General features: G+C 64.2%; 19 protein-coding genes. 7 read left to right on the top strand and 12 right to left on the bottom strand.

The window, feature by feature from the left end:
- Positions 1–23 precede the first annotated feature (23 nt).
- From KFB96_RS03720 to KFB96_RS03695, 6 genes are all read right to left on the bottom strand, one after another.
- The gene (locus KFB96_RS03720; protein ID WP_213501718.1) at positions 24–620 is read right to left on the bottom strand and encodes an Hpt domain-containing protein; all 597 of its coding nucleotides are present in this window, start codon (positions 618–620) and stop codon (positions 24–26) included.
- Positions 617–4,024, bottom strand: a complete 3,408-nt coding sequence (locus tag KFB96_RS03715; protein ID WP_213501716.1) for a CBS domain-containing protein — start codon at positions 4,022–4,024, stop codon at positions 617–619. The genes KFB96_RS03720 and KFB96_RS03715 overlap by 4 nt, the downstream gene beginning before the upstream one ends.
- A gap of 29 nt (positions 4,025–4,053) precedes the next feature.
- The gene (locus tag KFB96_RS03710) at positions 4,054–5,226 is read right to left on the bottom strand and encodes a two-component system response regulator (RefSeq protein ID WP_213459115.1); all 1,173 of its coding nucleotides are present in this window, start codon (positions 5,224–5,226) and stop codon (positions 4,054–4,056) included.
- An 89-nt stretch (positions 5,227–5,315) separates the two neighbouring features.
- Positions 5,316–5,960, bottom strand: a complete 645-nt coding sequence (locus KFB96_RS03705; RefSeq protein ID WP_213459113.1) for a sulfite oxidase heme-binding subunit YedZ — start codon at positions 5,958–5,960, stop codon at positions 5,316–5,318.
- Position 5,961: 1 nt separating this feature from the next.
- Positions 5,962–6,921 (bottom strand): protein-methionine-sulfoxide reductase catalytic subunit MsrP, encoded by a 960-nt coding sequence (gene msrP / locus KFB96_RS03700; RefSeq protein WP_213459111.1) that lies wholly within the window; start codon positions 6,919–6,921, stop codon positions 5,962–5,964.
- 357 nt (positions 6,922–7,278) lie between these two features.
- Positions 7,279–8,556, bottom strand: a complete 1,278-nt coding sequence (locus KFB96_RS03695) for an aminotransferase class I/II-fold pyridoxal phosphate-dependent enzyme (RefSeq protein WP_213459109.1) — start codon at positions 8,554–8,556, stop codon at positions 7,279–7,281.
- 317 nt (positions 8,557–8,873) lie between these two features.
- On the opposite strand from KFB96_RS03695, the gene KFB96_RS03690 reads away from it, so the two are divergent.
- From KFB96_RS03690 to KFB96_RS03680, 3 genes are read left to right on the top strand one after another with little or no spacing between them, the layout of a single operon-like run.
- The gene (locus KFB96_RS03690) at positions 8,874–9,728 is read left to right on the top strand and encodes a pentapeptide repeat-containing protein (RefSeq protein ID WP_213459107.1); all 855 of its coding nucleotides are present in this window, start codon (positions 8,874–8,876) and stop codon (positions 9,726–9,728) included.
- A gap of 3 nt (positions 9,729–9,731) precedes the next feature.
- A complete protein-coding gene (locus KFB96_RS03685) occupies positions 9,732–11,060 on the top strand; it encodes an FAD-dependent oxidoreductase (protein ID WP_213459105.1) in 1,329 nt (442 codons plus the stop codon).
- Entirely contained in the window at positions 11,057–12,064 is a 1,008-nt protein-coding gene (locus KFB96_RS03680; RefSeq protein WP_213459103.1) for a lysylphosphatidylglycerol synthase transmembrane domain-containing protein, read from the top strand. Before KFB96_RS03685 ends, KFB96_RS03680 begins: the two co-directional genes overlap by 4 nt.
- A gap of 39 nt (positions 12,065–12,103) precedes the next feature.
- On the opposite strand, the gene KFB96_RS03675 is transcribed toward KFB96_RS03680, so the two are convergent.
- Both KFB96_RS03675 and sat read right to left on the bottom strand, forming a co-directional pair.
- Positions 12,104–13,828 carry a hypothetical protein gene (locus KFB96_RS03675; RefSeq protein WP_213459101.1) on the bottom strand — a complete coding sequence of 575 codons (1,725 nt, stop codon included), beginning with the start codon at positions 13,826–13,828 and terminating at the stop codon, positions 12,104–12,106.
- Between the two features lie 165 nt (positions 13,829–13,993).
- Complete coding sequence (sat, locus tag KFB96_RS03670; RefSeq protein WP_213459099.1) at positions 13,994–15,181, bottom strand: sulfate adenylyltransferase; 1,188 nt, start codon at positions 15,179–15,181, stop codon at positions 13,994–13,996.
- Positions 15,182–15,630: 449 nt separating this feature from the next.
- Between sat and KFB96_RS03665 the strand changes: the two genes are divergently transcribed.
- On the top strand, positions 15,631–15,849 hold the full coding sequence (locus KFB96_RS03665) for a hypothetical protein (RefSeq protein ID WP_213459097.1): 219 nt from the start codon (positions 15,631–15,633) through the stop codon (positions 15,847–15,849).
- 171 nt (positions 15,850–16,020) lie between these two features.
- Here KFB96_RS03665 and KFB96_RS03660 read toward each other — a convergent pair whose 3' ends face one another.
- Positions 16,021–16,716 carry a lytic transglycosylase domain-containing protein gene (locus tag KFB96_RS03660; protein ID WP_213459094.1) on the bottom strand — a complete coding sequence of 232 codons (696 nt, stop codon included), beginning with the start codon at positions 16,714–16,716 and terminating at the stop codon, positions 16,021–16,023.
- A gap of 985 nt (positions 16,717–17,701) precedes the next feature.
- Between KFB96_RS03660 and KFB96_RS03655 the strand changes: the two genes are divergently transcribed.
- Positions 17,702–18,229, top strand: coding sequence for a DUF882 domain-containing protein (locus KFB96_RS03655; protein ID WP_213459092.1), 528 nt, complete (start codon positions 17,702–17,704; stop codon positions 18,227–18,229).
- Between the two features lie 287 nt (positions 18,230–18,516).
- Here the strand turns inward: KFB96_RS03655 and KFB96_RS03650 are convergent, their stop codons facing one another.
- Entirely contained in the window at positions 18,517–20,340 is a 1,824-nt protein-coding gene (locus KFB96_RS03650) for an RNB domain-containing ribonuclease (RefSeq protein ID WP_213459090.1), read from the bottom strand.
- 145 nt (positions 20,341–20,485) lie between these two features.
- On the opposite strand from KFB96_RS03650, the gene KFB96_RS03645 reads away from it, so the two are divergent.
- Both KFB96_RS03645 and KFB96_RS03640 read left to right on the top strand, forming a co-directional pair.
- Positions 20,486–21,523 (top strand): folate-binding protein, encoded by a 1,038-nt coding sequence (locus tag KFB96_RS03645; protein WP_213459088.1) that lies wholly within the window; start codon positions 20,486–20,488, stop codon positions 21,521–21,523.
- A gap of 170 nt (positions 21,524–21,693) precedes the next feature.
- Positions 21,694–22,065 (top strand): hypothetical protein, encoded by a 372-nt coding sequence (locus tag KFB96_RS03640; RefSeq protein WP_213459086.1) that lies wholly within the window; start codon positions 21,694–21,696, stop codon positions 22,063–22,065.
- Here KFB96_RS03640 and KFB96_RS03635 read toward each other — a convergent pair.
- Both KFB96_RS03635 and KFB96_RS03630 read right to left on the bottom strand, forming a co-directional pair.
- Entirely contained in the window at positions 22,013–22,552 is a 540-nt protein-coding gene (locus KFB96_RS03635) for a hypothetical protein (protein WP_213459084.1), read from the bottom strand. The genes KFB96_RS03640 and KFB96_RS03635 overlap by 53 nt on opposite strands.
- A 6-nt stretch (positions 22,553–22,558) precedes the next feature.
- The gene (locus KFB96_RS03630) at positions 22,559–23,293 is read right to left on the bottom strand and encodes a YMGG-like glycine zipper-containing protein (protein ID WP_213459082.1); all 735 of its coding nucleotides are present in this window, start codon (positions 23,291–23,293) and stop codon (positions 22,559–22,561) included.
- Positions 23,294–23,324 lie beyond the last annotated feature (31 nt).

The raw sequence follows: 23,324 nt of genomic DNA, 5'->3' as shown, positions 1-23,324 counted from the left end.
AGCGGCGCAGGATGTGTCTCGGATTATCCATTTCGCGTGTCGATGACCAGACGCAGCGTACCCAGTGCCTGCTCGAAGTCGAAATTCTCGATCTGAGACCGGAAGCGGGCGGCATGTGTCCCCAGAATCGCCTCGATCAGGGGTGCGGACTCAAGCAAGAGGTCTTTGGCACGTGTGTTGTCCTCGGCCAGGAGCGTTTCGAGCCGGGCAAGGACGATCGGCGCCTGCGACCAATCCAGATCGGGGGTCGCGCTCGGCCCCGGACTCGACACCGCACGGATCCCCTCGAGAAGCGGAGTCAGGACGGCTTCCAGCGCAGCAATACCGGCCTCCAAGTCAGATGCCGACGCCCCGCTCTCGACACGCTCCGCGAGCTCACCCGCCCGAGCACCCAAGGCTGTCGCACCCAGCGTTGTCGAGAGTCGCTTCAGCGTTCGCGCCAGACGCTCGACCTCGCTCAGATCGCCCGCCGCCAAGCGTCGGCGCAGCACCGCCGCGACGTCGCCGTGCGCCCGGGCAAACACGTCGAGCACGCGCCGATAACCGGCATGATCGGAGCCGACGGCACGCAGGCCGGCAGCGACATCCAGACCGGGAATCGTCGCCAGTTCGCCGGTCAATGCGACCTCGTCAAGGCGGCTCGCGTTCGAATCCTCGCTCGCCTCCGGCTCCCCGGCATCGGCGGAAGCCAGCGTAGGAGTGCGCTGTAGAGACGCTCGGGTTGCACCGGTTTGCCGATGTGGTCGTTCATCCCGGCGTCCAGGCAGGCCTGCCGGTCTTCATCGAATGCATTGGCGGTCATGGCCAGGATCGGCAGGGTCTCGTGACCGGGCAGGCGACGAATCGTCCCGGTCGCGGCCAGACCATCCATCATCGGCATCTGCACATCCATCAGCACCAGCGCATAGTCGCGCTCGCGGACCATGGCCACCGCCTCCTGTCCGTTCGCGGCGATGTCCACGACCAACCCGAGACCGCGCAGCAGCTCACAGGCGACCTCGGCATTGAGCGGATCGTCCTCGACCACGAGCAGCCGAACCCCGCGATAGCGGCGCGCCAGACGTCCCTCCACATCACCGAACGGCCCGGGGAGCGGACGATCCACATCCACCGGGGTCGCCCCCTTGTCGTAGCGCAGCGGCACCTCGACCCGAAATCGGCTGCCCTGCCCCGGCGCGCTCTCGACGCCGACCTCGCCGCCCATCAGCTCGGCCAACCGCTTGCAGATGACCAGACCGAGACCCGTGCCACCGTAGCGACGCGTCGTGGAATCGTCGCTTTGCGTGAAGGGTTGGAAGAGACGCTCGCATTGGCTCGGGTTCAGACCGATCCCCTCGTCCGCAACCTCGAGGCAGAGCAGGAGTCGACGGCCCTCCACTTCGCGGGCCCGGGCGCTGACCCGAATCGTCCCGCCCTCGGAAAATTTGATCGCATTGCCGAGGTAGTTCAGCAGGATCTGGCCGAGCCGATGTGAATCGCCGTAGAGCACGACCGGGATGCGCGGGTCGATCGACTGCTCGAGGGTCAGCCCCTTCCCGGACGCACGCTCGCCGAGGATGCTGAAGGCGTGCTGAATCAGGGCAACGGACGAGAAGCCGGTCTCCTCGAGCGTGAGCTGACCGGCCTCGATCTTGGAGAGATCGAGGATGTCGTTGATGATCGACAAGAGATGCCGGGCCGCATCCATGATCTTCGCGACCTGAGCGCGTGGCTTGGGGTCGGTCACCTCGCGCTCCAACAGGTGGCCCAGACCGATGATGGCATTCATCGGGGTACGAATCTCGTGACTCATGTTGGCCAGGAAGGCGCTCTTGGAGCGGTTGGCCGACTCGGCACTCTCCTTGGCCTCCGCCAGCGCGAGCTCGGTGCGCCGGCGCATGACGATCCGCCACAGATCGTCGCCGACCAACTGAAGCTGCTGGCGGTCCGATTCGTCGTAGTCGATCGGCTTGTTGCCCACGCCGATGAGCAAGCGGACCTGCTCGCCCTCCTTGATGGGCACGCCGAGATGACGCACGAGCGCGGCATGGCCCTCCGGGTAGCCGCGGCGTTCGGGAACAGCCTCGAAATCGTTGTGGACGACGGCTTGCCGGGTGCGCAGTGAATCCGCCCAGACGCCGGCCTTGGACACCGAATAGTGCCCGTCGTACGCGGCCGTGCAATAGGCAGGCGTCCCGCGGGACCAGGTGCAGAGATGAATGGTCTCCTGGTCCTCATCGATGAAATGCAGGTAGCCGACGAGGCTGTCGGTCAGGGTCACCGCGGTGTCGATGCCCGCCTGGAGGAGCTCGGGCTCGCTCAAGGTCGGTGCGGCCTGACTCAAGTCGAACAGGGCCTTCAGACGCCGGTCGCTGCGCATGAGATCGCGGTTGGCCGCATCCAGCTCGGCGGTCCTGGCATCGACGAGCGACCGCAGGTGATTCCGGTGCAGATCCAGCTCGGCTTGGGCGAAGGTGCGCTCCGTCATATCCGTCACGATCGCGACAACATAGGGATGTCCCTTGATCTCGATCGCGCGATTGCCCACCCGGACATGCCGAATGCTGCCGTCCTTGTGACGATGAAGCGTGTCGAATTCGCCCCGGCCTTCTCTCAGGATCGTGCGCAGGCTGTCCCGCACGCCGGCCAGATCAAGCTCGGCCTGGATATCCGCGATCCCGAGCCCGGCGAATTCCTCGCGACTGTAGCCGAGCGCCTCGCAGGCGGCGTCGTTGAATTCGACGAAACGGGCTGTCTCGGCATCGGACAGAAGAATACCGTCGCCTGCCTGAGCGAAGATGGCGCGATAGACCTCCTCGCGCTCGTGCAGGGCATCCTGGGCCTCGCGCAGCTTGGTGATGTCCATTGCGGTTCCGACCGCAAGAGCGGGGCGTCCGTCGGGGTCTCGGCCCACGATACGCCCGCGGACCTGGAGCCACACCCAACCGCCGTCTCGGTGTCGGCTCCGGCACTCGCATTCGACCGGTGGATCATCCGGTGCAAAGGCCGCCCGCAAGGCACGCATCGCAGCGTCGCGGTCATCCGGATGCACGGACTCCAGCCAGGCGGCCCGATCGAGCGGTGTCGCGACGTCCCGAAGGCCGAGCAGATCGCGCAGCGTCTCGTCGCGATGGAGCCGATCCGCAGCCAGGTCGAATTCCCAGAAACCGATGCCGGACGCCTCGACGGCCATCCGCAGCCGCTGCTCGGCGAGGGCTTGCGCCCCCGACAAACGCTCGGTGCGACGCCGGGTATCGTCGTGCAGGAGGTTGAAGCCGATCCGCTCCATCAGGTTATGCAGCGTCAACATCCCCATGACCAGTCCGTCGGCATCCACGACCGCGAGATGACGCAGACCCTCGTCCTGCATCAGACATGCGGCATCCGACACGGGGCTGTCGTTGCGGATCATCCGCACGGGCGACTGCATCACATCGCGCACGATCAGGGCTCCGGCCTGCGCGCCCCGACTTGCCAAGAGACCCGGAATGTCGCGCTCGGTGAGGATGCCCAGCGGGCGACGTCCCGCCGCGATGACCACGTACGAGGTCCGGTACTGCAGCATGATCCGCCGCGCCTGCGCAACGGACGCATCGGGCGGCAGGAGCGGCAGGTCGCGATCCATCACGGCGGACAGGTCATCGAGCTGCTTGAGCAGACGCAGGGTCAAATAGCGGCGGAAGTCGGTCTCGCTCGCGACCCCGACCGCCCTGCCGCTCGGATCGACCGCCACTAAGTGGCGAACCTGGTGATCAAGGGCGTGGAGGTAGGCGGAAGCGAAATCGGTCTCCCGGGACATGGCGAGCACCGGGCTGCTCATCACCTCGGCAACCGGCCGGTCGAGATCGACCTCCCGAACCAGCAATCGCAGCAGATCACGCTCCGTCAGGATGCCGACGGGCTGCCCCTCCTCGAGCACGAGGATGCACGAGAGTCTGTCCCGGGCCATGGTTCGGACGGCATCCCCGAGCGGACTGTCCGGCGCAACGCACTGCAGCGCCTGCGACATGATATCGGCGAGCGTCAGCTCGATGGCATCCGACATCGAAGGACTCCTTGCGGAATGCGTGTGGTTTAGGCCAGGCGTGGTTCGGAGGGCACGGACGCGGGTGAATCCCGCGGCTGCTCGACCGTGGCGAGGCGCTCCGAGTCGCGGTCGGAAAAGCGCATGGCAATGCCTTCGAACGCCTCGCGCCGCATCATGAAGGCGTCGACCACATCCGGATCGAAATGGGTACCGCGGCCTTGCTCGATGATGGTCACGGTCTCCGCAAACGGGTAGGCAAGCTTGTAGACACGCTGACACATGAGTGCGTCGAAGACGTCCGCCAGCGCCATCAACCGGGCGGCGATCGGGATCACGTCGCCCTCCAGCCCCTCGGGATACCCGGAGCCGTCCCATTTCTCATGATGATAGTGGGCGATATCCTTCGCGATCGCCAGGAAGGGGAGCGGGCACTCGGCATCGCGCTCGGCCAGCTCGATCGCCTCGCGTCCCAGACGGCTATGCGTCTTCATGATCTCCCACTCCTCGGGCGTGAGCTTGCCGGGCTTGAGCAGGATATAGTCCGGCACGCCGACCTTGCCGATGTCGTGCAGAGGTGCGGATTTGACCAGAAGATCGATGGTCTGCTCGGTGAGGAAAGGCGCAAAACGCGGGTGCGTGCGCAAGGCGTCGGCGAGCAGCCCGACATAGCCTTGGGTGCGCCGCAGATGATTGCCGGTCTCGGGGTCCCGGATCTCCGCCAGATGCGCGAGGGCGCGAATGCTCGCGTCCTGGATCAGGAGGTTCTCCTGCATGCGACGCGACACCTCGGCCTCGAGCAGCAGATTCTCGTTGCGCAGACGATCCCGAGCGGCCTTCAGCTCCAGCTGTGTCTTGATCCGCGCGAGAACGATCGCCGGCTTGATCGGCTTGGTGATGTAATCCACCGCGCCGAGCGCAAGACCGCGCTCCTCGTCCATCGCCGCGTCCAACGCCGTGACGAAGATCACCGGAATGTCCGCGGTTGCCGGATCGGCATGCAAGCGGCTCATCACCTCGTAGCCATCCATCTCCGGCATCATGACATCGAGCAGGATCAGATCGGGACGCGGCTCGGCGAGCGCCTGCAGCGCTCGCCGGCCGGAGCGAACCGCGCGGACACAATAGGCAGGACTCAAAAAATCGCTCAGAACGGCCAAATTCTCGACCGTGTCGTCGACGACGAGGATCGTCGGCAGAACCGCACGGGCATCACTCGACATGACGGCCGACTCCTTAAGAGCGTGGTAATCTTTAATTATTGTAGATCTTCCCGGATCTTTCGACGACGGCCATGTCGCATTTTCGCGCGTCAGCGACGTTCGGGCGCCATCCTGGGGTACCGGCGCCTCGCCGAACGGAGCCGGGTGACGAGATCGCGCCAGGGTACGCGCATGCCGAGCAAGACCGCAAGGATGATCCCGTAGACCGCGGGCTCCAGGAGATCCGCCTTCACCAACCAAAGATAGTGCAGCACGCCGAGCACGCCGATGGCGTAGACGGCCCGATGCAGCCTCTTCCAACGTCGCCCGAGACGCCGGATCCAGCCCTGCGTGGAGGTAATCGCCAGGGGCACCATCAGCACGAAGGCCGCGAAGCCGACCGTGATGTAGGGGCGTTTCAGCACATCCTCGGCAATAGTCCCCAAGTCGAAGAACCGATCCAGCCAAAGATAGGTCAGGACGTGCAGGACCGCATAGAAGAAGGTGAAGAGGCCCAGCATGCGGCGAAACCGGACAAGCCAAACCTGCCCGGTCAGACGCCGCAACGGGGTGATCGCGAGCGTCGCCAAGAGAAGCCGCAGGGTCCAATCACCCGTGAAATGTGTGATCGCCTCGACCGGATTGGGCCCGAGCGCACCGCTCGCCCCGCGCGCGATCAAGACACCGAACGGCACCAGACAGAGCAGGAACACCAACGGCTTGCCGTAGCGGACAAGCATCTCGCTTCGCGTCATCTCAATAGAACCGCTTCAGATCCATCCCGGCGTACAGCTCGGCCACCTGATCGCCGTAGCCGTTGAACGGCAGGGTCTCGCGCTTCTTCGCCCGCCAGCCGTCGCCGATCATGCGATGGGTCCTCTGGCTCCAGCGCGGATGGTTCACGGCCGGATTCACGTTGGCATAGAACCCGTACTCGTTCGCCTGCAGGCGGTTCCAGGTCGCCGGCGGCTCCTTCTCGGTGAAGCTGATCCGCACGATCGACTTGATGCTCTTGAAGCCGTACTTCCAGGGGACAACCAGACGCACGGGCGCGCCGTTCTGATTCGGCAGCAGCTCGCCGTAGAGACCCGTGGAGAGGATCGTCAGCGGGTGCATCGCCTCGTCCATACGCAGCCCTTCGCGATAGGGCCAGTCGAGCACACGACGCTTCTGTCCCGGCATCTGCTCCGGATCATACAGCGTCTCGAAGGCGACATACTTGGCCTTGGAGGTCGGCTCGAAGCGCTTGAGCAGATCGCCGAGCGGGAACCCGACCCAGGGCACCACCATGGCCCAAGCCTCGACACAACGCAGCCGATAGATGCGTTCCTCCTGCGTGAAGGACGACAGGATGTCCTCGATCCCGATCTCGCCGGGCTTGGCACATTCGCCGTCGACGGTAACCGTCCAGGGACGTGGCTTGAGAAACCTCGCGTTGGTCTGCGGATCGGTCTTGTCAGTGCCGAGCTCGGTGAAATTGTTGTAGCTGGTGATGTCGTCGAGGCTGGTCGTCGGCTCGTCCGTGCTGAAGGGGCTCGGCTGAATATTCGGGATCGCTTCCCGCGCAAGCACCCGAGTCGGCACGGCGCCCGCCAGGCCAAGCGCAGCAAGACCGATTCCGGATGCGGACGCCTTCAGAAACTCCCGTCGGCGCTGCCAGATCTGCGGCGGCGTGATCTCGGAGGGTAGAATATCGGCGGGTTTTTTGATCAGCATGTCGTCTCCGGTGTTGATGGATGTGCCCGCGCCGTTCGGCATCGGATCGCACCTTCGAGAGACCCGGCAACACGCCGGACTCTTACATGCCGGTTAGATGGGGACGAGATCGGTCGGTTCGCGAGGGCGAAGCGACAAAAGGGGCCAGGCCGACCTGAGCGTCGTAGGATGGGTAGAGCGCAGCGAAACCCATCCTCCAAACCTCCACGTTGCCCGGTTCCGGGCTGATGCCCACGGCGCGGGCTGGATGGGTTTCGCTGCCGCTTTACCGGTACCGGGGCCGGGGCGTCGGAGCGGGGAGGATGGGTTTCGCTGCGCTCTACCCATCCTACGTTCCGGTTGTTTTCGAGGCGTGGCCTACCCCGCCGCTGCCAGCGCCTGCTCGAGATCGGCGATGATGTCGTCGATGTGCTCGATGCCGATGGAAAGACGGATCAGGTCCTCGGAGACGCCGGCGCGCGCCAGTTCTTCCGGGGACAACTGGCGATGCGTGGTGGTCGCCGGATGGCAGGCCAGCGTCTTGGCATCGCCGATGTTGACCAGACGCACGGTGAGCTTGAGCGCATCGATAAAGCGCGCACCGGCGTCGCGTCCGCCCTTGATGCCGAAGGAGAGGATGGAGCTGGCCTTGGCACCGTCCATGTATTTCTGAACCAGCGGATAATCCGGGCTGTCGGGCAGTCCCGCATAACGGACCCACTCGACTTGGGGTTTGGCCTTGAGGTACTCGGCCACCGCGATCGCGTTCTCGCAGTGCCGGTCCATGCGCACGTGCAGTGTCTCGATGCCCTGGAGGAGCAGAAAGCTGTTAAAGGGCGAGATGGCCGCACCCATGTTGCGCAGGGGCACCACGCGGGCACGGGCGATGTAGGCCGCCGCGCCGAAAACCTCGGTGTAGACCACGCCGTGATAGGAGACGTCCGGCTCGTTGAGTATCGGGAAACGGCTCGCGTGCTCGGCCCAGGGGAATTTGCCCGAGTCGACGAGGACGCCGCCGAGCGTGGTCCCGTGGCCACCCATGTATTTTGTCGCGGCGTGGACGACGATGTCGCAGCCGTGCTCGAATGGGCGGCACAGATAGGGGGTGGGCACCGTGTTGTCGACGATGACCGGCACCCCGTGGGCATGGGCCATGTCCGAGATTGCACGCAGGTCCGCGACGTTGCCGGCGGGGTTGCCGATGGACTCGCAAAAGACCGCCCTGGTGTTGTCGTCGATCTGCGCGGCCATGCCGTCGATGTCGTTGGGCGCGGCGAAGCGCACCTGGATGCCGAGTCGGGGCAAGGTGTGTGCGAAGAGGTTGTAGCTCCCGCCGTAGAGGGTCGAGACCGCGACGATGTTGTCCCCGGCCTGGGCGATGGTGAAGATGGCATCGGTCACCGCGGCCATGCCCGAGGCCAATGCCAAGGCCGCGACCCCGCCTTCCATTGCGGCGACACGCTGCTCCAGCACGTCGCTGGTGGGATTCATCATGCGGGTATAGATGTTGCCGGCGACCTTCAGGTCGAACAGATCGGCCGCATGCTGGGTGTCGTCGAAGGCGTAGCTGGTGGTCTGATAGATGGGGGTGGCGACCGCCTTGGTGGTCGGATCCGGCGCATAACCGGCGTGAATCGCAAGGGTCTCGATCTTCATGCTCGCTCCTGATGGTGGTGTCGTCGCGATGGCTGCCCTGGTGAGGAGCGCCGCCTTCTACGGGCATAAGGCCATTGTTTTTACTGAGTGGTGTGCGCCTACGCCATCCCGTCCCCGGGTGGGACATCGCGATGGACGCGGCACATCCCCGACGGCTGCGCGGCATTCGGGGCAAGGCCCGCCGATGGTATCCATCAGATCCGAAGCTGTCGATCGATGTCATCCCTTGATTCAGCGGCTTCTGTTAGATTTAAACCGCGCCCTGTGCGGGACGATTCGGTCACGAAAAAACACAACAACGGCGGAGGATGGACAAGATGGTCGAGATCAAGCATCGCGAGACTGGACAGATCCTCGAGCGGATCGACGCGGACACCCTTGCGGGCGCGGACCTGCGTGACATGCAACTGAACGGCGCCGACCTGCGCAACGCCGATCTGACCGGCGCGAACCTGGAGTCGAGCGACCTCGTCGGCGCGCTGCTGAGCGGGGCACGGCTGGTCGATAGCGTCCTGGTCGCGACCGATCTGAGCAACGCCGACCTCAGCTCCGCGGATCTCACGCAGGCCCATCTGGGCGCGGAGCGACCCTCGCGTGCAGCCACCCTCAACGGCGCGGACCTGTCGCATGCCACGCTCGAGCGCGCCGACCTGCGTCATGCCGATGTTCGGCGTGCCAATCTGCAAGGCGCCAACCTCGGTCATGCAGACATGCGCGGCACCGACTTTCAAGGCAGCAATCTCTGTCACGTGGTCGCACCCAAGGCGCTCTTTATCCGCGCCAATCTGCGCGAGGCCAATCTCTGCGGTGCGGATCTGCGTGATTGTCACCTCAACGACGCGAACCTGGCGGGCGCCAGCATGCACGAGGCCGATCTGACCAGCGCCCTGCCCGGCGGTTTCACGGTCATCAACCTGGCCAACTTCGAGGGCGCCGATCTACGTGGATCCAAGCTGCGCAGCGTGTCGGCCCAAGAGACCAATTTCCGCAACGCCAACCTGACCGACGTCGACCTGACCAACGCCGTGCTCGGGGGTGCGATCCTGCGCCGCGCCGACGTCACCAACACGGATTTCTCGGGCGTCGAGCTGGCAAGCGTCACGATGGAGTTCGCGAATTTTTCCAAGGCGCGCAACGCCGTCTATCCCTCCTACAAGAAAAATCTCAGGTAAGTTATGACACAAGAAGGACGTTGTGAGGAACGGATCGCCATCCTCGGCGCCGGGATCTCCGGGCTGAGTTTGGGTTGGCTGCTCTCGCGAATGGGCAAGCGGGTGACGCTCTTCGAATCCACCGATCGCATCGGCGGACTGGCGCGCACCTTCGACTGGCACGGCGTGCCCTGCGATATCGCGCCTCATCGGCTCTATACGCAGGATCGCACGCTCGTCGCGATGATCGAGTCCCTGGTGCCGTTGCGCGAGCATCGCCGCAACAGCCGGATCCTGATGAAGGACAAGGTGATCGCGGACCCGATCAACCCGATCGAGCTGATCCTGAAGTTCGATCCTAAAACCGCCGCCCGCTTGATCCTGGGGTTTCTCGCACGTCCGAAGCTCCCCGAAGACTCCTTCGAGGCGCTGGCCCTGAATCGCTACGGGAGAGGGCTTTACGACTTCTTTTTCGAGCCTTACACGAAAAAGATGTTCGGCGTCCCGCCCAGCGAGATCTCGGTGACCTGGGGGCGCGAGAAACTGCGCTCGTCCGGACTGCTCGACACCATCCGCCGCAGCTCCAAGACCTTCTTCAGCACCTTCCACTACCCGGCCGACGGCGGTTACGGACAGATTGCCGACGCCATGCATGCGCTCATCCGCGGCGAGGTGATGCTCGAATCCAAGGTGACGGGGCTCGAGCGCACCGAGAATCGGGTGACCGCGATCCAATACCGCCGGGACGGCGAGTCGCACCGCTTCGAGTGCGACCGTGTCTTCAGCACCCTACCCGCCACCCTGCTCGGGCGGATGCTCGGGGAGGACTTCAAGCTCAGGTATCGCGGCATCGAGCTGGTCTATCTGCATGTGAAACAACCGCGCGTGATGCCCTACCAGTGGGTCTATTTCGGCGACGGCGATGTCGTGATCAACCGGATGGCGGAGTTCCGCAACTTCCACGACCCGGAGGCGCAGGTGGACAACACGGTGCTCTGTGCCGAGGTGACCGCCGAGACCGATCGCCCCGTCGAGGATGTCCTGAGCGCGCTGGAGCGTTATCGCTTGGTCGACCGGGCCGCGGTGGACGACGTGCTGGTCCTGCCCGAGGGCTTCGGCTATCCGGTCTACGACCGCGGATTCGAGGCCGTGAAGACGCGCGCGGAGACCGTGCTGGGTCGGTACGAGAATCTGCATTCGGTCGGTCGCAACGCCGAGTTCCGGCATATCGAGGTCGACGAGGATCTGGAATCGGCGCTGGCGACCGTGCGTCGCCTCTATCCGGGAGCCATGCCCGAAGCCATGCCCGAAGCCATGCCCGAGGCAATGCCCGAAGGACGGCCCGACGCATGAAGCGGCTCCTCGTACTACTGCTCCCGATCCTCTTTACGATCGGGCTGCTCGTCTATGCCCTGAGCGGTGTCGACCTCGGCACGCTGCGCGCGACGTTGCTCGAAGGCGAGCTCTGGGTCATCCCGCCGTTCCTGATCCTGCTGGCGTTCTTTTTCTTCGACAACGCACTGCGTTGGACGCTGATCCTCAAGCCATTCGGTCACTTCTCGGTGCGGCAGGTCGCGCCCTCGATGATGATCGGCTTCGCCGGGAACAACGTGCTTCCGCTGCGCATCGGCGAGCTGATCCGCACCGTCATCTTTGCGAAGGAATCGGGATGCTCGCGCAGCGGTGTCCTGATGACGCTGGTGGTCGAGCGGGCGCTCGATCTGGTGGGCATCCTGCTCGTCTTCGTGACCGGTGCGATCCTGGTCGGCGAGCTGCCGCCCGGCTGGAGCTATGGTCTCGCCGTCGCGCTCGCCGGGATCCTCGCGCTGATGACGGTGCTGGTGCTGCTCGGGCGATTCCCGCAGGCTTCGATGGGTCTTTGGAGACGGTTAAGTCCGTTCCTACCCGCACCCCTCGCCGAGCGGGGACAGACCTATCTCACCGAGCTGACGCGCGGATTGGCGGCGCTCGCCAAGCCGTCAACCGCCGCGGCGCTGCTGGCGCAGTCGCTCGTGCGCTGGTTTGTCGCGGCGGCCCTGGTCTGGCTGAGCCTCGCGGGCTATGGCGTGTCCGTATCGCCCGGCGTGGCGATGCTGGTGGTCGGTGTAACCGCGGCAGCCGTGTCGCTGCCGAGCGTGCCCGGATTCGTGGGTCCGGTGCAGGCCGCCTTCGTCTTCGCCTTGACACCGTTCGGCATCGGTCAAGAGGTCGCCCTCGCCGCCAGCATCCTCTTCCTCGTCGGCCACTGGGTGCCGGTGACCTTGACCGGCGCCCTCTACTTCGTCTCGCGGCACTATTCCTATCGCCAAGTTCGCCGAGAGGCGGCCTCGCTGAGCGAGGCCGCGGAAATACCCTGAACAACGCGAATCACGCGCCCCAATGAACCCCGAAGTCCGCTATCGACGAACCGGGCAGCGTGCCCCGGACGTCTCATCCGCCGAACCCGCACCGGTTTCGGACGCGGCGTCATCCTCTTCCGGGGAAAGTCGGATCACCTGAAGCGATGCGACCCCGAGCGTCGCCTGCAACGCCTCCAGTTGCGACTCGAACCTGGTGTCGGGGCCCTCGGGCAAGGTCCAACGCCGCCGGTCTCGGATGAGCATGCGCTCGGATCCGCAATCGTCCGTCATCGCGTAGACGTCCCAATCCCGCGGATGGATCAAGCCGTTGAACCAGCCCGTTTCATACGGAACCTCGACGAGCACGCCGTCTTGCTCGCTCAGGGTTGTGCGGAACGCGATCCCCTTGGGATAGGCGGCGGCATAGAGTGGATAGAACACCTGCCCCTCGATGTAGACCGCCTGCTGCCCCGAATCGCACGCGAACGCGGCCGCGATCTCGGGACGCATGCCGTCGGTGTGGGCCTCGCCGACAGGATCGGTCGCCTGGGCACGAAAGAGCCCGACCAAGGCAAACCCGACCACCGCAAGGCTGAACGCCTGCTGCACGCGTCGGGAATGCAGACGCGACCAGACGGCATCGAGCGCCAAGACGATGATCACGAGATACAGCGGCAACAGCATCGCTTGATGCCGCATCAGTCCGCCGAACGGGTAGGCGCCGGCGACCCCGGCCGCAAAGACCAGCGCGGTGGCAATCATCGCCGCCAGAACCATCAACACCCGCGCGCTTTGCCGCCGCCACAGTCCGACCGCCAACACGAGGACGGCAGCCGTCCAGAAGAGCGCCACGGCGAGTATTTGCCCCGGATCCGTCGCCGAGAACTGCGGAGTCAGCCAGCCGGCGTTGCCGACCAGGCCGCACCAGGCGAAATGGAGGATCGAATCGCCTTCCCAGAGCGTGAAGGACTCCAGATGCATGGGGACAACGGCCCCCCGTCCGCGTCCATACCCGAGTGCAAACCACAGCAGCACCGAGAGGACGCCGATCACCAGGACAACAAAAGCGGTCCAATCCAACAATCGCCACGTCCGCACCCACGTGAACGGACGCATAAAGCGGCGTCCGGCCCGAACCGCCCACACCACCGCCAAGGCCAGGATCAAGCCGACGATGACGAAGAGTGCCGAGTAGATGAAGGCGAAGGCGATGGTGAGCCCAAACGCAGCCATCAGTGGCTGCGGTTTGGGCGCAGTCCCGAGACCGGTCGCGCCCGAGACGGTCCGCGGAACGAGCGTCGTCGCCGCGAGCAGTCCGATGACCAAGAACAGCAGTCCGAAACTGTAGGAGCGCACCGAGACCGCAAGCTCGAGGAAGGCGAAGCTCGTGACCAGCAGCACCACCCCGAGCAAGGCCATTTCCGGGACCACACGCAGACGCCGCAGCAGCAGATACCACAGCGGAACGGTTGCGACGGCGGCCAAGACCGACGGCAGACGGAACCAGAAGGGATCCGGGCCGAGCAGGGACATCGGCATGAGCAGGAGATGATGCAGCGGCGGATGGGCGTCGACCATGCCCTCCTCAAGTGCCTTGGTCCAAGGCGAGACCGTGCTCAGGTAAAGATGCCAAGCCTCGTCGTAGCCCCAGCGCGGATCGAGCGCGAAGAGCAGCCCGATCCCGAGTGTCGCGAGGGTCAGCAGGACAAGTGTCAGTACGGACTCGCGCCCCGACATCGCATCGCGGAGTCCTGTCTCGTGCGGAAGGTTGGAGGTGGACATTGTTCTCTCGGTCTCGCAGGCGGTCTCGCAGGAATCAACCACTGCGTCGACACCGTCTCGACATCATTGAAGATTCGGCTGCCTGAACCCTGTCGGCGCCGACGTGCGTTGTCCGCGCAAGTACACGAGCACCCTGCGGACAACGCGGATCACCGAGAACCTGGCTCAGCCGAGCGAGCGATAGTAATCCATCAAGATCTGCGCGACCTCGGGTCGCGAGAACTCGGGCGGCGGGGCGATCCCGTTGCCGAGCATCTCGCGGACCTTGGTGCCTGAGAGCAGGACGAAGTCCTCCTTGCTGTGATCCGGGGCCTCGGACATCATGACAACTCGGTTGAGCTTTTTCGAGTAAGCGGTATGGTCTGCCTTAAAGATTTCGATCTGCAGGGCGTCTGCGGGAACCTCTTCATCGAAGATCGTCTGGGCATCGAAGGCGCCGTAATAATCGCCGACACCGGCATGATCGCGACCGATAATGAAATGGGTCGCACCCATGTTCTGCCTGAAATAGGCATGCAGCACCGCCTCGCGCGGCCCGGCGTAGAGCATGTCGAAGCCGTAGCCCGTCACCATGGCGCTGTTGGGTGCGAAATAGAGCTCGACCATCTTGCGGATCGCCGCATCCCGCACCGGGGCCGGGATGTCGCCCGGCTTGAGCTTGCCGAGCAGCATATGGATCACTAGGCCGTCGCACTCGAGCCGCTTCATGGCCATGTGACACAGCTCCTCGTGGGCGAGGTGCATGGGGTTGCGGGTCTGGAAGGCGACGACGCGTTTCCAACCGCGCTCGGCGATCTCGTTGCGGATCTCGACCGCGGTGCGGAAGGTATCCGGGAAATCGTCCTGGAAGTAAGAGAAATGCAGGACCTGGATGGGACCCGAGACCGCGAATCGACCCTGGCTGTTGAAGGTCTGGACGCCCGGGTGCTCCGGGTCCGAGGTACGGTAGACCTTCTCGGTCATGAGCGCCATCTGCGCGTCGCTCAACTGCTCGATCGCCTCGACATCCATCACGGCGAGTACCGGATTGCCGTCGACATTGGGGTCGCGCAAGGCGATCCGCTTGGCCTCGACGATCCCGTTGGCGTTCTCGAGCAAACAGAGTACCGGAACCGGGAAGAAGAGCCCGTCGGTGGTCCGCATCCCCTCCGCCACGGCGATGGCGTCCGCGACATTCATAAATCCGGGCAAAGGACTGAAATATCCGCCACCCAACATCACGGCATTGGCGGCCGCCTGAGAGCTGACGATGACCGACGGCAGGCTCTCGGCCTCGCGCATCAGGGCATGGTGGGAATCCGGGTCGTAGACGAACAAGGGCTTCAAAGCCTCGGAACCGACGGGTTTGATCATCTTCTGTCTCTCGTGGTGGGGTTCATCGCGCGCCCGTCGATACTCGACCCGGGAAGACGATGAAACGACTCAGGGAACTGCATTCTTGTCGGGCGTTGTCATCGGGGTTCGTCCGCGGGCGGCACCCACCGCATCGGACCTGACAGGGATTCAGCCGGCCGTCGTGGCGCGGCAACTCAGACCCGCTCACGGCGCACTCGCCGGAACCGACGGACCCGATCGGCCCATCCTTAAAACCATACCACGGACCACGAAACACCTTGCCCAGAGGATCTTTATGCAACGAACAAATTCACTTGGCATCCGTTCAATCGGCATCGGGGGCTCGCATGTCGGCGCTGCCGGGCGACGAGTGCGCTAGACTTGCGCCCCGCAAGGGCGGGCCCATCTTCCGCCACGAGCAACCGATCGGAACCCGCACAACAGACACCGCGAAGGACACACCGACCATGCCCTACTTCGTCTACAAGATCTCACCGCCACTGCAACTGGAATACGTGGACACCATCGAACGCTATCAGGACGCCCGCGCACTCGTGCGACGCCGCCGCGAGGAGGAAGGCACGGGGAGCGACATCCAGTACCGGCTCGTCTTCGCACGTCAACAAGGCGAGGCGGAGAAGCTGCTCTCGACCCCGCGCGACGATCGCGTCATCGGAGAGGACTAGTACAGCACGGCAAATGTGTCGAGACCGTCCGTTGTCGTTGTCGTCATCGATGGTCGATGACGACAACGACAACGACAATGCTCTCGGACAATCTCGGAATCGCTGCACCGCTCCAAGAGCCCGCAGGCCCGGTGGATCTCGAGCGGCCCGACGATGAATCCCGCACGCACGTCAGCGCACCGACATCGCCACGCCGCTGCCGGCGTCCTTCTCGGCCCAGAGAAACTGGCGGACCTTGCGCACGTAAGCCTGTGTCTCCGCATAGGGCGGAATCTTGCGTCCGTGCTTGATCACGGCCCCCTCGCCCGCGTTGTAGCCGGCGAGAGCAAGCTCGAGGTCCCAGTCGAACATGTCCATCAGATCCCGTAGATAGGCCGTCCCGCCGCGGATATTCTCGACCGGATTGAAGCTGTCGGTGACCCCGTAACGGGCCGCAGTCCCGGGCATCAACTGCATCAGCCCTTGCGCACCGGCACGCGACACGGCTTTCGGATTGTAGGCCGACTCGGCCCGCACGACGGCATGGATCAGCGCGGGGGATAGTCCGTAACGGCGGGCATTGGCGGCGATCAGCGTTTCGTAGGCGGCACGGCGCGTCGCCAACGAGCCCGTGATGGGCGCAGCCGCCTTGGCACGCTCCCCGGTGAGCATCTTGGGTTGCTTGAGGTCGGCCGAGCGTGTTTCGCTCTCGCGGACCAGCTTCTTCGTCTCGCGCTTCCACTCGAGCCGATACTTGCTGCCTTTCAGCGGCGCGTCCGTAAAGTAGACCTTGCCTGCCGCATCGACATATTTGTAGATATCGGCCTGAGCCGCGCCCGCGACGCCGCACGCCGCCAAGACCACAAGAATCGCCAGGAGCCCTCGCATCTCATCCCCCTCGAACGGTGCCGAACCCGGTGCATCCCGGCGCTACATGCTAGAGCAAGACGGCCGGAGACGTCAGCCCTTTCGCGTCGGCGGCGAACCCGTTGTCTGCCGATTCGCACTCGATCCGCCCCCGCATTGTTTGACGGGACCCGCATGGATGCATTATGGCCGAGCGCGCGCGAATGTAAAATGTACAGAAAAATCGTCGAATCAGTTCTCTAAATGCGATCGAAATAGCGTCCACATCACGCCCGATCCGTTTGAAAAACACCTCTCATGAGTCATGACGTCATCTGTTAAACCGCGCCCGGTGCGGTATGCGATGTTTTTGGATGGGATCGGCCCCGGCGGATTTCAGAGCCGCTGGAGCCGGCGCGGTTTAAAGTATTAAAAAATATAAAATTTTGGCCTTGATCATCGTTTGGTCCAGCTGCTGGCGATCCTTGCGTCGTCAGGGCTTCCAGCCCTGATTCCGTCAGGCCAGGATGGCCTGACGACGCATTCGGTGGCCGCTGTGGGCGAAGGGATGATCGAGGCCAAAATTTTAAACCGCGTCCCCCGCTAAGGGTCGTGGATTCACCAAACTTCGAGCTCACTCGAAAGTGAGCATCTCGCTCTGGATGCGGTTTAACAGATTACACAAAAAATCAATGACAACATGCTGTTGAAATGATTTATTTTTTTATGATCTAAACCGCGTCCAGAGCGACATGCGTCATTTTGTATTTGGCTTTGGAGATGTCCTCGATCCCGGTGAGACGCGGTTTAAAATTTAATATTTTTTAATATCTTAAACCGCGCCGACTCCAACGCTCGTCACATCTGCCGGGGCCGATCCCATCCAAAAACATCGCATACCGCACCGGGCGCGGTTTAAGTTCGATACCGAATCGACACCATGAGAAATTTTCGATTGCTTTTCGGCGACCTCTTCCTATACTGTGCCGGTGCCTACAGGCCAAACGTCCAATGTACCGGGGGGAACATGAATCGACGTTACTTTCTAGGCGCGGCCTTGTCCGTTATAGCCGCACCTGCATTCGCGAAAAAACCGGCCGATCGTCCGCGCGTCCTGGCCTTCAAACATCTCCACACCGACGAACATCTTGCGGTGACCTATCGGGTCGGAGACCGCTATCAACGCACGGCGCTGCAGGAGGTCAATCACTTCTTCCGAGACTTTCGGACCGGTGACGAAATCTCGATGGACCCGCAACTGCTCGACATCCTGTACGACATCAAGACCCGACTCGGCGACCTTGACGCCCGCTTCGACGTCATCAGCGGATACCGGTCACCACGCACCAATAAGATGCTCCGGGAAACCTCCGGCGGTGTCGCCAAAAATAGCCTGCACCTTACCGGACAGGCAATCGATGTTCGCTTCCCCGACCTTCCGACACGCCATATCCGAGACGCGGCGGTCGCCCTCGGGCGCGGCGGTGTCGGCTACTATCGGCGTTCCGACTTCGTCCACCTCGACACGGGTGCCGTCCGACGCTGGGGCGCCTGAACGGGACCGATCCGCGTCGATTCCGCGAGCGGCCGGTCGTCGCTCGCGGAATCGGCGTCTTCGAACAGACCGACGAGCGCACGTGAGCTAAACCGCGTCCAGAGCGACATGCGTCATTATCATGTTGCGTTTGGCTTCGGGGATGTCCTCGACCTCGGCGAGACGCGGTTTAAAATTTAATTTTTTCAGCATCTTAAACCGCGCCGGCTCCGGCGGTCGTCGGAGCCGGCGCGGCCAAGCCAATCCAGCAAACTACGCATACCGCACTGGGCGCGGTTTAAGCCCGATCAACCGAGAATCCGAAACCCGGACGTGAGCGCCGGAACATCGACCTCGGTCACCGTCAGTCGCAGTCGTTCGTTCAGCCCGGCCGCATCGCGCGAGCGAACCCGCGCCTCCAGTGCCAGATCCGGGATCACGACAGTCACCTTTCGCTCGTCGCTGTCTACGACGACGCCGTCGCCCCGCCACTCCTGATTCTCGCGCAGGAAGACATGTTTCCAGTGCTGGTTGGAAAGCCGCTCCCCGCGTCGAACCGATGCCGCGGCAAGCTCCGCCTGCGCGACGCGCGCGGTGACCTCCTCTTCCGACAGACCGGATCTCCCGGTCAGCTCGGCCCTGATCTGCTGATGCACCAAAAGATCGGAGTAACGGCGAAGCGGGCTCGTCGCCCGGGTATAGATCGGGAGTCCGAGCCCGGCGTGCAGCTCCGGCGTACCCGTCAGGCGGGTCGGCTTGAAGCGACGCCGCCGCGCATACATGGACGCGAGATCGGTAGCGGTATCCAGTCCTTCGGGTAGTGCCTGAGTCGCGTAAGGGATCGGGATCCCGCGCTCCAGACAAAAGCGTCCCGCGGCCACCCCGGCCATCAACATGGCATCCGTCACCATGGCGCGGCTGCCGAGCCGCAGGAGCGGACGGATCCGCACCTTCCCGTCCTCGACCCGGATGCTCACCTCGGGCAGATCCAAGCCGGTCGCACCGTCGGCATGACGGCGGGCGCGAAAGGGCTCGACCAAGCACCGAATCGCCGCGAAGGGGCCTTCGTCGAGGCGCTCCTCGACCCGGTCGTAGCTCAGGCGCTCGACCCGCACCCAGGTGCGGTGGACCTGAATGTCCTCGATCTCGCCCGCAGCGTTGCAGAGCATGCCGAAAGAGAGTGCCGGGGAGATCGACTGCAGCCCGAGCCCGAGCGCATCCGTCACCGTCGCCGGCAGCATGTTGACCACGCCCTCGGGAAGATACAGGTTCGCCCCGCGCGCCCTCGCCTCGCGCTCGATCTCGGACTCGGCATCGATCAGCGCGGCGACGTCCGCCACGTGGACCCAGAGCCGATCGCCGTCGACACTGATGGCGTCGTCCGGATCCTGATTGCCTTCATCGTCGATGGCGTAGGCCGCAAGGTGCGTCAGATCGAGCCGATCCTCCTCGACCGGTGCCGGGACAGGCAGGTCGGGATCCCGGGTCGGCACCCCGCAACGCGCGGGATAGGGGTTGTGGCTGGCGTGCCAGTGCCCGACCTGCACCAGCGCGCGGTGGGCATTTTCGGGGGTCTGCTGATGGCCGAGCGCGGCGAGGATCCGGCTGTGCTCGGACTGCCCGTGGGCCAGGCGCTCGATCTCGCCGAGTCGACCCCGATCCTCGGGGACCGGCGCCGCCGCGGCCATGCGCTCGAGGAATGCGTGCCAATCGCGCTCCTCCGCCGCCTTCGCCTCGCGCTCCGCACGATCCCGCTCGACGGCCTCGCGGGGCCGCGCTTGGATCTGCTCGGGGGTCCCGCTGAAGGTCAGCCCCTCGGAGACCAACTGCCAAGCCGCCCACGCCGTCGCCGGCGTGAAGGCATCGAACGCCAGCTCGGCGAGATCCTTGAGGTTGGTCTCCGATCCCTCCAGCAACTCCCAAGCCGCGTGCAGCTCGCCCTCTTGCGGCGCGAGATCGGCAAGACGATGCAGTGGTCCCGGATGCAGAAGCGCGACATCCTTCGGTCGAACGCGTTTGTGACCGCCGTCGAGCTCGATCTCGATCTTCTCCCCCACGCTGACCACGCGTGCTGGGCGAACCTTGTAAAGCACCAGGCTATTGACCGGCGGACTGCATTGATATGTCGACAAGCTGATGTGATCTCCCCTGCACCATTACGCGATCGATCCCTCTCGAGCGCGGTTTTCGCGACACCTGTTGGTTATGATACCGGAACCGGCCGCCTCTCGACGCAGCATCGTGCGGCCTTACGCATTCAGCCCGAGGTCATTCAGCATGCATCCAGTTTGGCGAGACCACCTCACCGCAAGCTCCGCTCGGATCGACGAGGACGGCATCCCCCGGTTCCCCGACCCCGGCCCGGACGCCGCCGAGGGCTGTCGTCTCTACGATCTCTCGCATCTCGGACTCCTCGCCGTACGCGGCGAGGACGCCTCCGGCTTCCTCCAAGGCCAGCTCAGCAACGATCTGCGCGAGCTCTCGGAGAGCCATGTGCAGTGGAGCAGTCACTGCAGCCAGAAGGGACGCATGTTGGCCAACTTCCTGGTGATGCGGGTCGGCGACACCTTTTATCTCCAACTGCCGGCGGAGCGCGTCCCGGATCTCATCAAACGGCTGCGCATGTTCGTGCTGCGCAGTCGGGTGAGCATCGAGGATGCAAGCGACGACCTGGCTCGCATCGCGATCGCCGGCGACTGTGCTCCGGCCGCCGTGAGCGCCTGCGGCCTCCCGGTGCCCGAGTCCGAGAACGGCCTCGCCGTCGCCGACGAGATCGCCGTGGTTCGCCTGCCGGGCGCGACGCCGCGCATCGAGATCATCGGCCCGCCCGAGCCGCTTCGCGCGCATTGGAACGCACTGCGAGCGCAAGCCACTCCGGAAAACACCGACGCCTGGACGCTCCTCGACATCCGCGCCGGCATCCCGAGCGTCTACAACGCAACAGCAGACACCTTCGTCCCCCAGATGGCCAACATGCAGCTCATCGACGGCGTCAGCTTCCACAAGGGGTGTTACACCGGCCAAGAGATCGTGGCCCGGATGCAGTATCTCGGCAAGCTCAAACGCCGCATGTACATCGGCGAGGTCGAGAGCGAGACGCCGCCGCAACCCGGCGACACGCTCTTCTCACCCGACAGCAGCTCGCAGCAAGGCAGCGGGACTGTCGTCGCAGCCAGCCCGGTCGACACCGGACGCTACGCACTGCTCGCCGTCGTGGAGATCCAGGCGGCCGAATCCGGCGAGGTCAGACTCAGCGAAGGCGGGCCGCTGTTGCGGCTCGAGACGCCGCCCTACGGGTTCCCGGTCGAGCTATGAGCGACGAGTTAGGGCGATCTCCTGGACTCGGCATCCCGAATGCGCATGCCCACAAGCTGTGGATGCGACTGTAGGGGCGACTTCAGTCGCCCATACGACCTAGTGGCGGTGCGGGCGACTGAAGTCGCCCCTACCTCAAACCGACCTCGTAATGAGGCGTCAGTCGAGCTATGAGCGAGGGCGTCAACAGTCTCTCGGAGGCGGTCGCCCCAGGCATCTGGCTTCCCGAGCCGGGTGCGCTCGGCGTCGAGGAGTGGGTGCTGACGGCGGTCTTGTGGCTCAAGCTGGGTGTGGAGGCCATGGGTGCGCTGATTATCGGCATCGGCGTGCTCGTGGCGAGCTATCAGTTCATCCGCGCCTTGCTCTCATCCGGCATCAGCGAAACCCATCCAGCCCGCACCAATGGCAAGGGACCGAAACCCGGCAATGCGGCGGTTTGGAGGATGGGTTTCGCTGCGCTCTACCCATCCTACGCCTTCAGCAAGGTGTTTACCTTTCGTAAACCCCGGCCGCCAACTCCTTCTCGAGCATGGAAACCTTGAGCTTGAGATCGTCGCGGGCCGCCTGTTTGGCGACAACATCGGTGCCGGCGTCGGCGGCCTTGCGGGACTGAACGCTGCTGTCGATCGCGGACACCCGCGCGGCGAGCTCGCGATTGGCCTTGGTCTCGGCGGCGAGACTCCGCTTCAGATCGCCCCAAGCGGCATCGAGCCGGGCATAGTCGGCTTGCCGGCTGCTCAGATCGCCCTTCACCTTGGACTGCTCGGCCTGAAGCTCGGAGAGCACCGAGCGGAACGAGGCGTTCAGACGCTGCTCTTGGTCAAGTGTCCTCTGCATGGCGCGCTGACGTTCGCCGTAGGAGCCCGAGGCCAGACACCCGGTGTTCTTGAAGAAATCACGCGAGGTCGGGTCGCACGCGCCCGGCGTCGTGGCACAGCCGGCGATGCTCGCGGCCAAGGCGAGCGCACAGGCGACGCGGATGGGGCGCGCCAGCGACACGCCGGTGAGTCGAATGGTCTCGATATTCATCATCACTTAACCCGCCACAGGGGATGCGTTGATCTGTCTGTCCATGAGCGCGACCTCCTGCTCCAGACCCGAAATGCGCTTCTTCAGCGAGCCGATCTCCTGGTCCAACTGCGCGGTATTGGTCCCCGACTGTCGCTCGAGGTTGGAGATGTCCACCCAGTCCTGTTGCTTGGTCTTGAGCGAATTGACCGTGCTCCGCATCTGATCGCGATTCGCCTTGACCCCGGCAAGATCGCGCCTTGCCTGCTCGCTCGAGATGGCCTTGCTGCGATAGGCCGCATTGACCTGCGCGAGACGTTTGCGGTCGGCGGCGATCACCTCCTCGCTGGTCGCGATCAGACTCGAGATGCGCGCGTTCTCCGCCCGGACGTCCGCGGTCATGGCCGCGATGCGCTGCTCGTCGTTCTGATACTGCTGACGCTTGGATTGCACATAGGCATTGGCCGCCAGCCCGACCGCACAGCCCGCGGCAGCGCCGATCATCATGTTGTTGCTGCGTTTGCCGTCCGACAACATCCCGAGCAAGGCGCCCGCGACCGCGCCGGCGGCACAGCCTTGGAGCGAGGTCTTGGCATCGAGCCCGGAGGATTGCTCACGCATGCGCTGCTCGGCGGACGTCAACGGGGCCGTCGCGCCGTAATCGCTATTGCTTGTCGGGGTGGTGACGCAGCCGGCCTGAAGGAGGGTCAAGGACAGACCGAAAACGATAATGCTCTTGCCCGTTCGACGCGCGATCGACATCTGAATGCTCCTTGTGAATGGTTCCGCGGGT

The sequence above is a fragment of the Thiocapsa sp. genome (assembly GCF_018399035.1).
Taxonomy (GTDB): domain Bacteria; phylum Pseudomonadota; class Gammaproteobacteria; order Chromatiales; family Chromatiaceae; genus Thiocapsa.
Note: the sequence above shows the minus strand (reverse complement) of the source record. Positions and strands in the feature narration are given on the sequence as shown.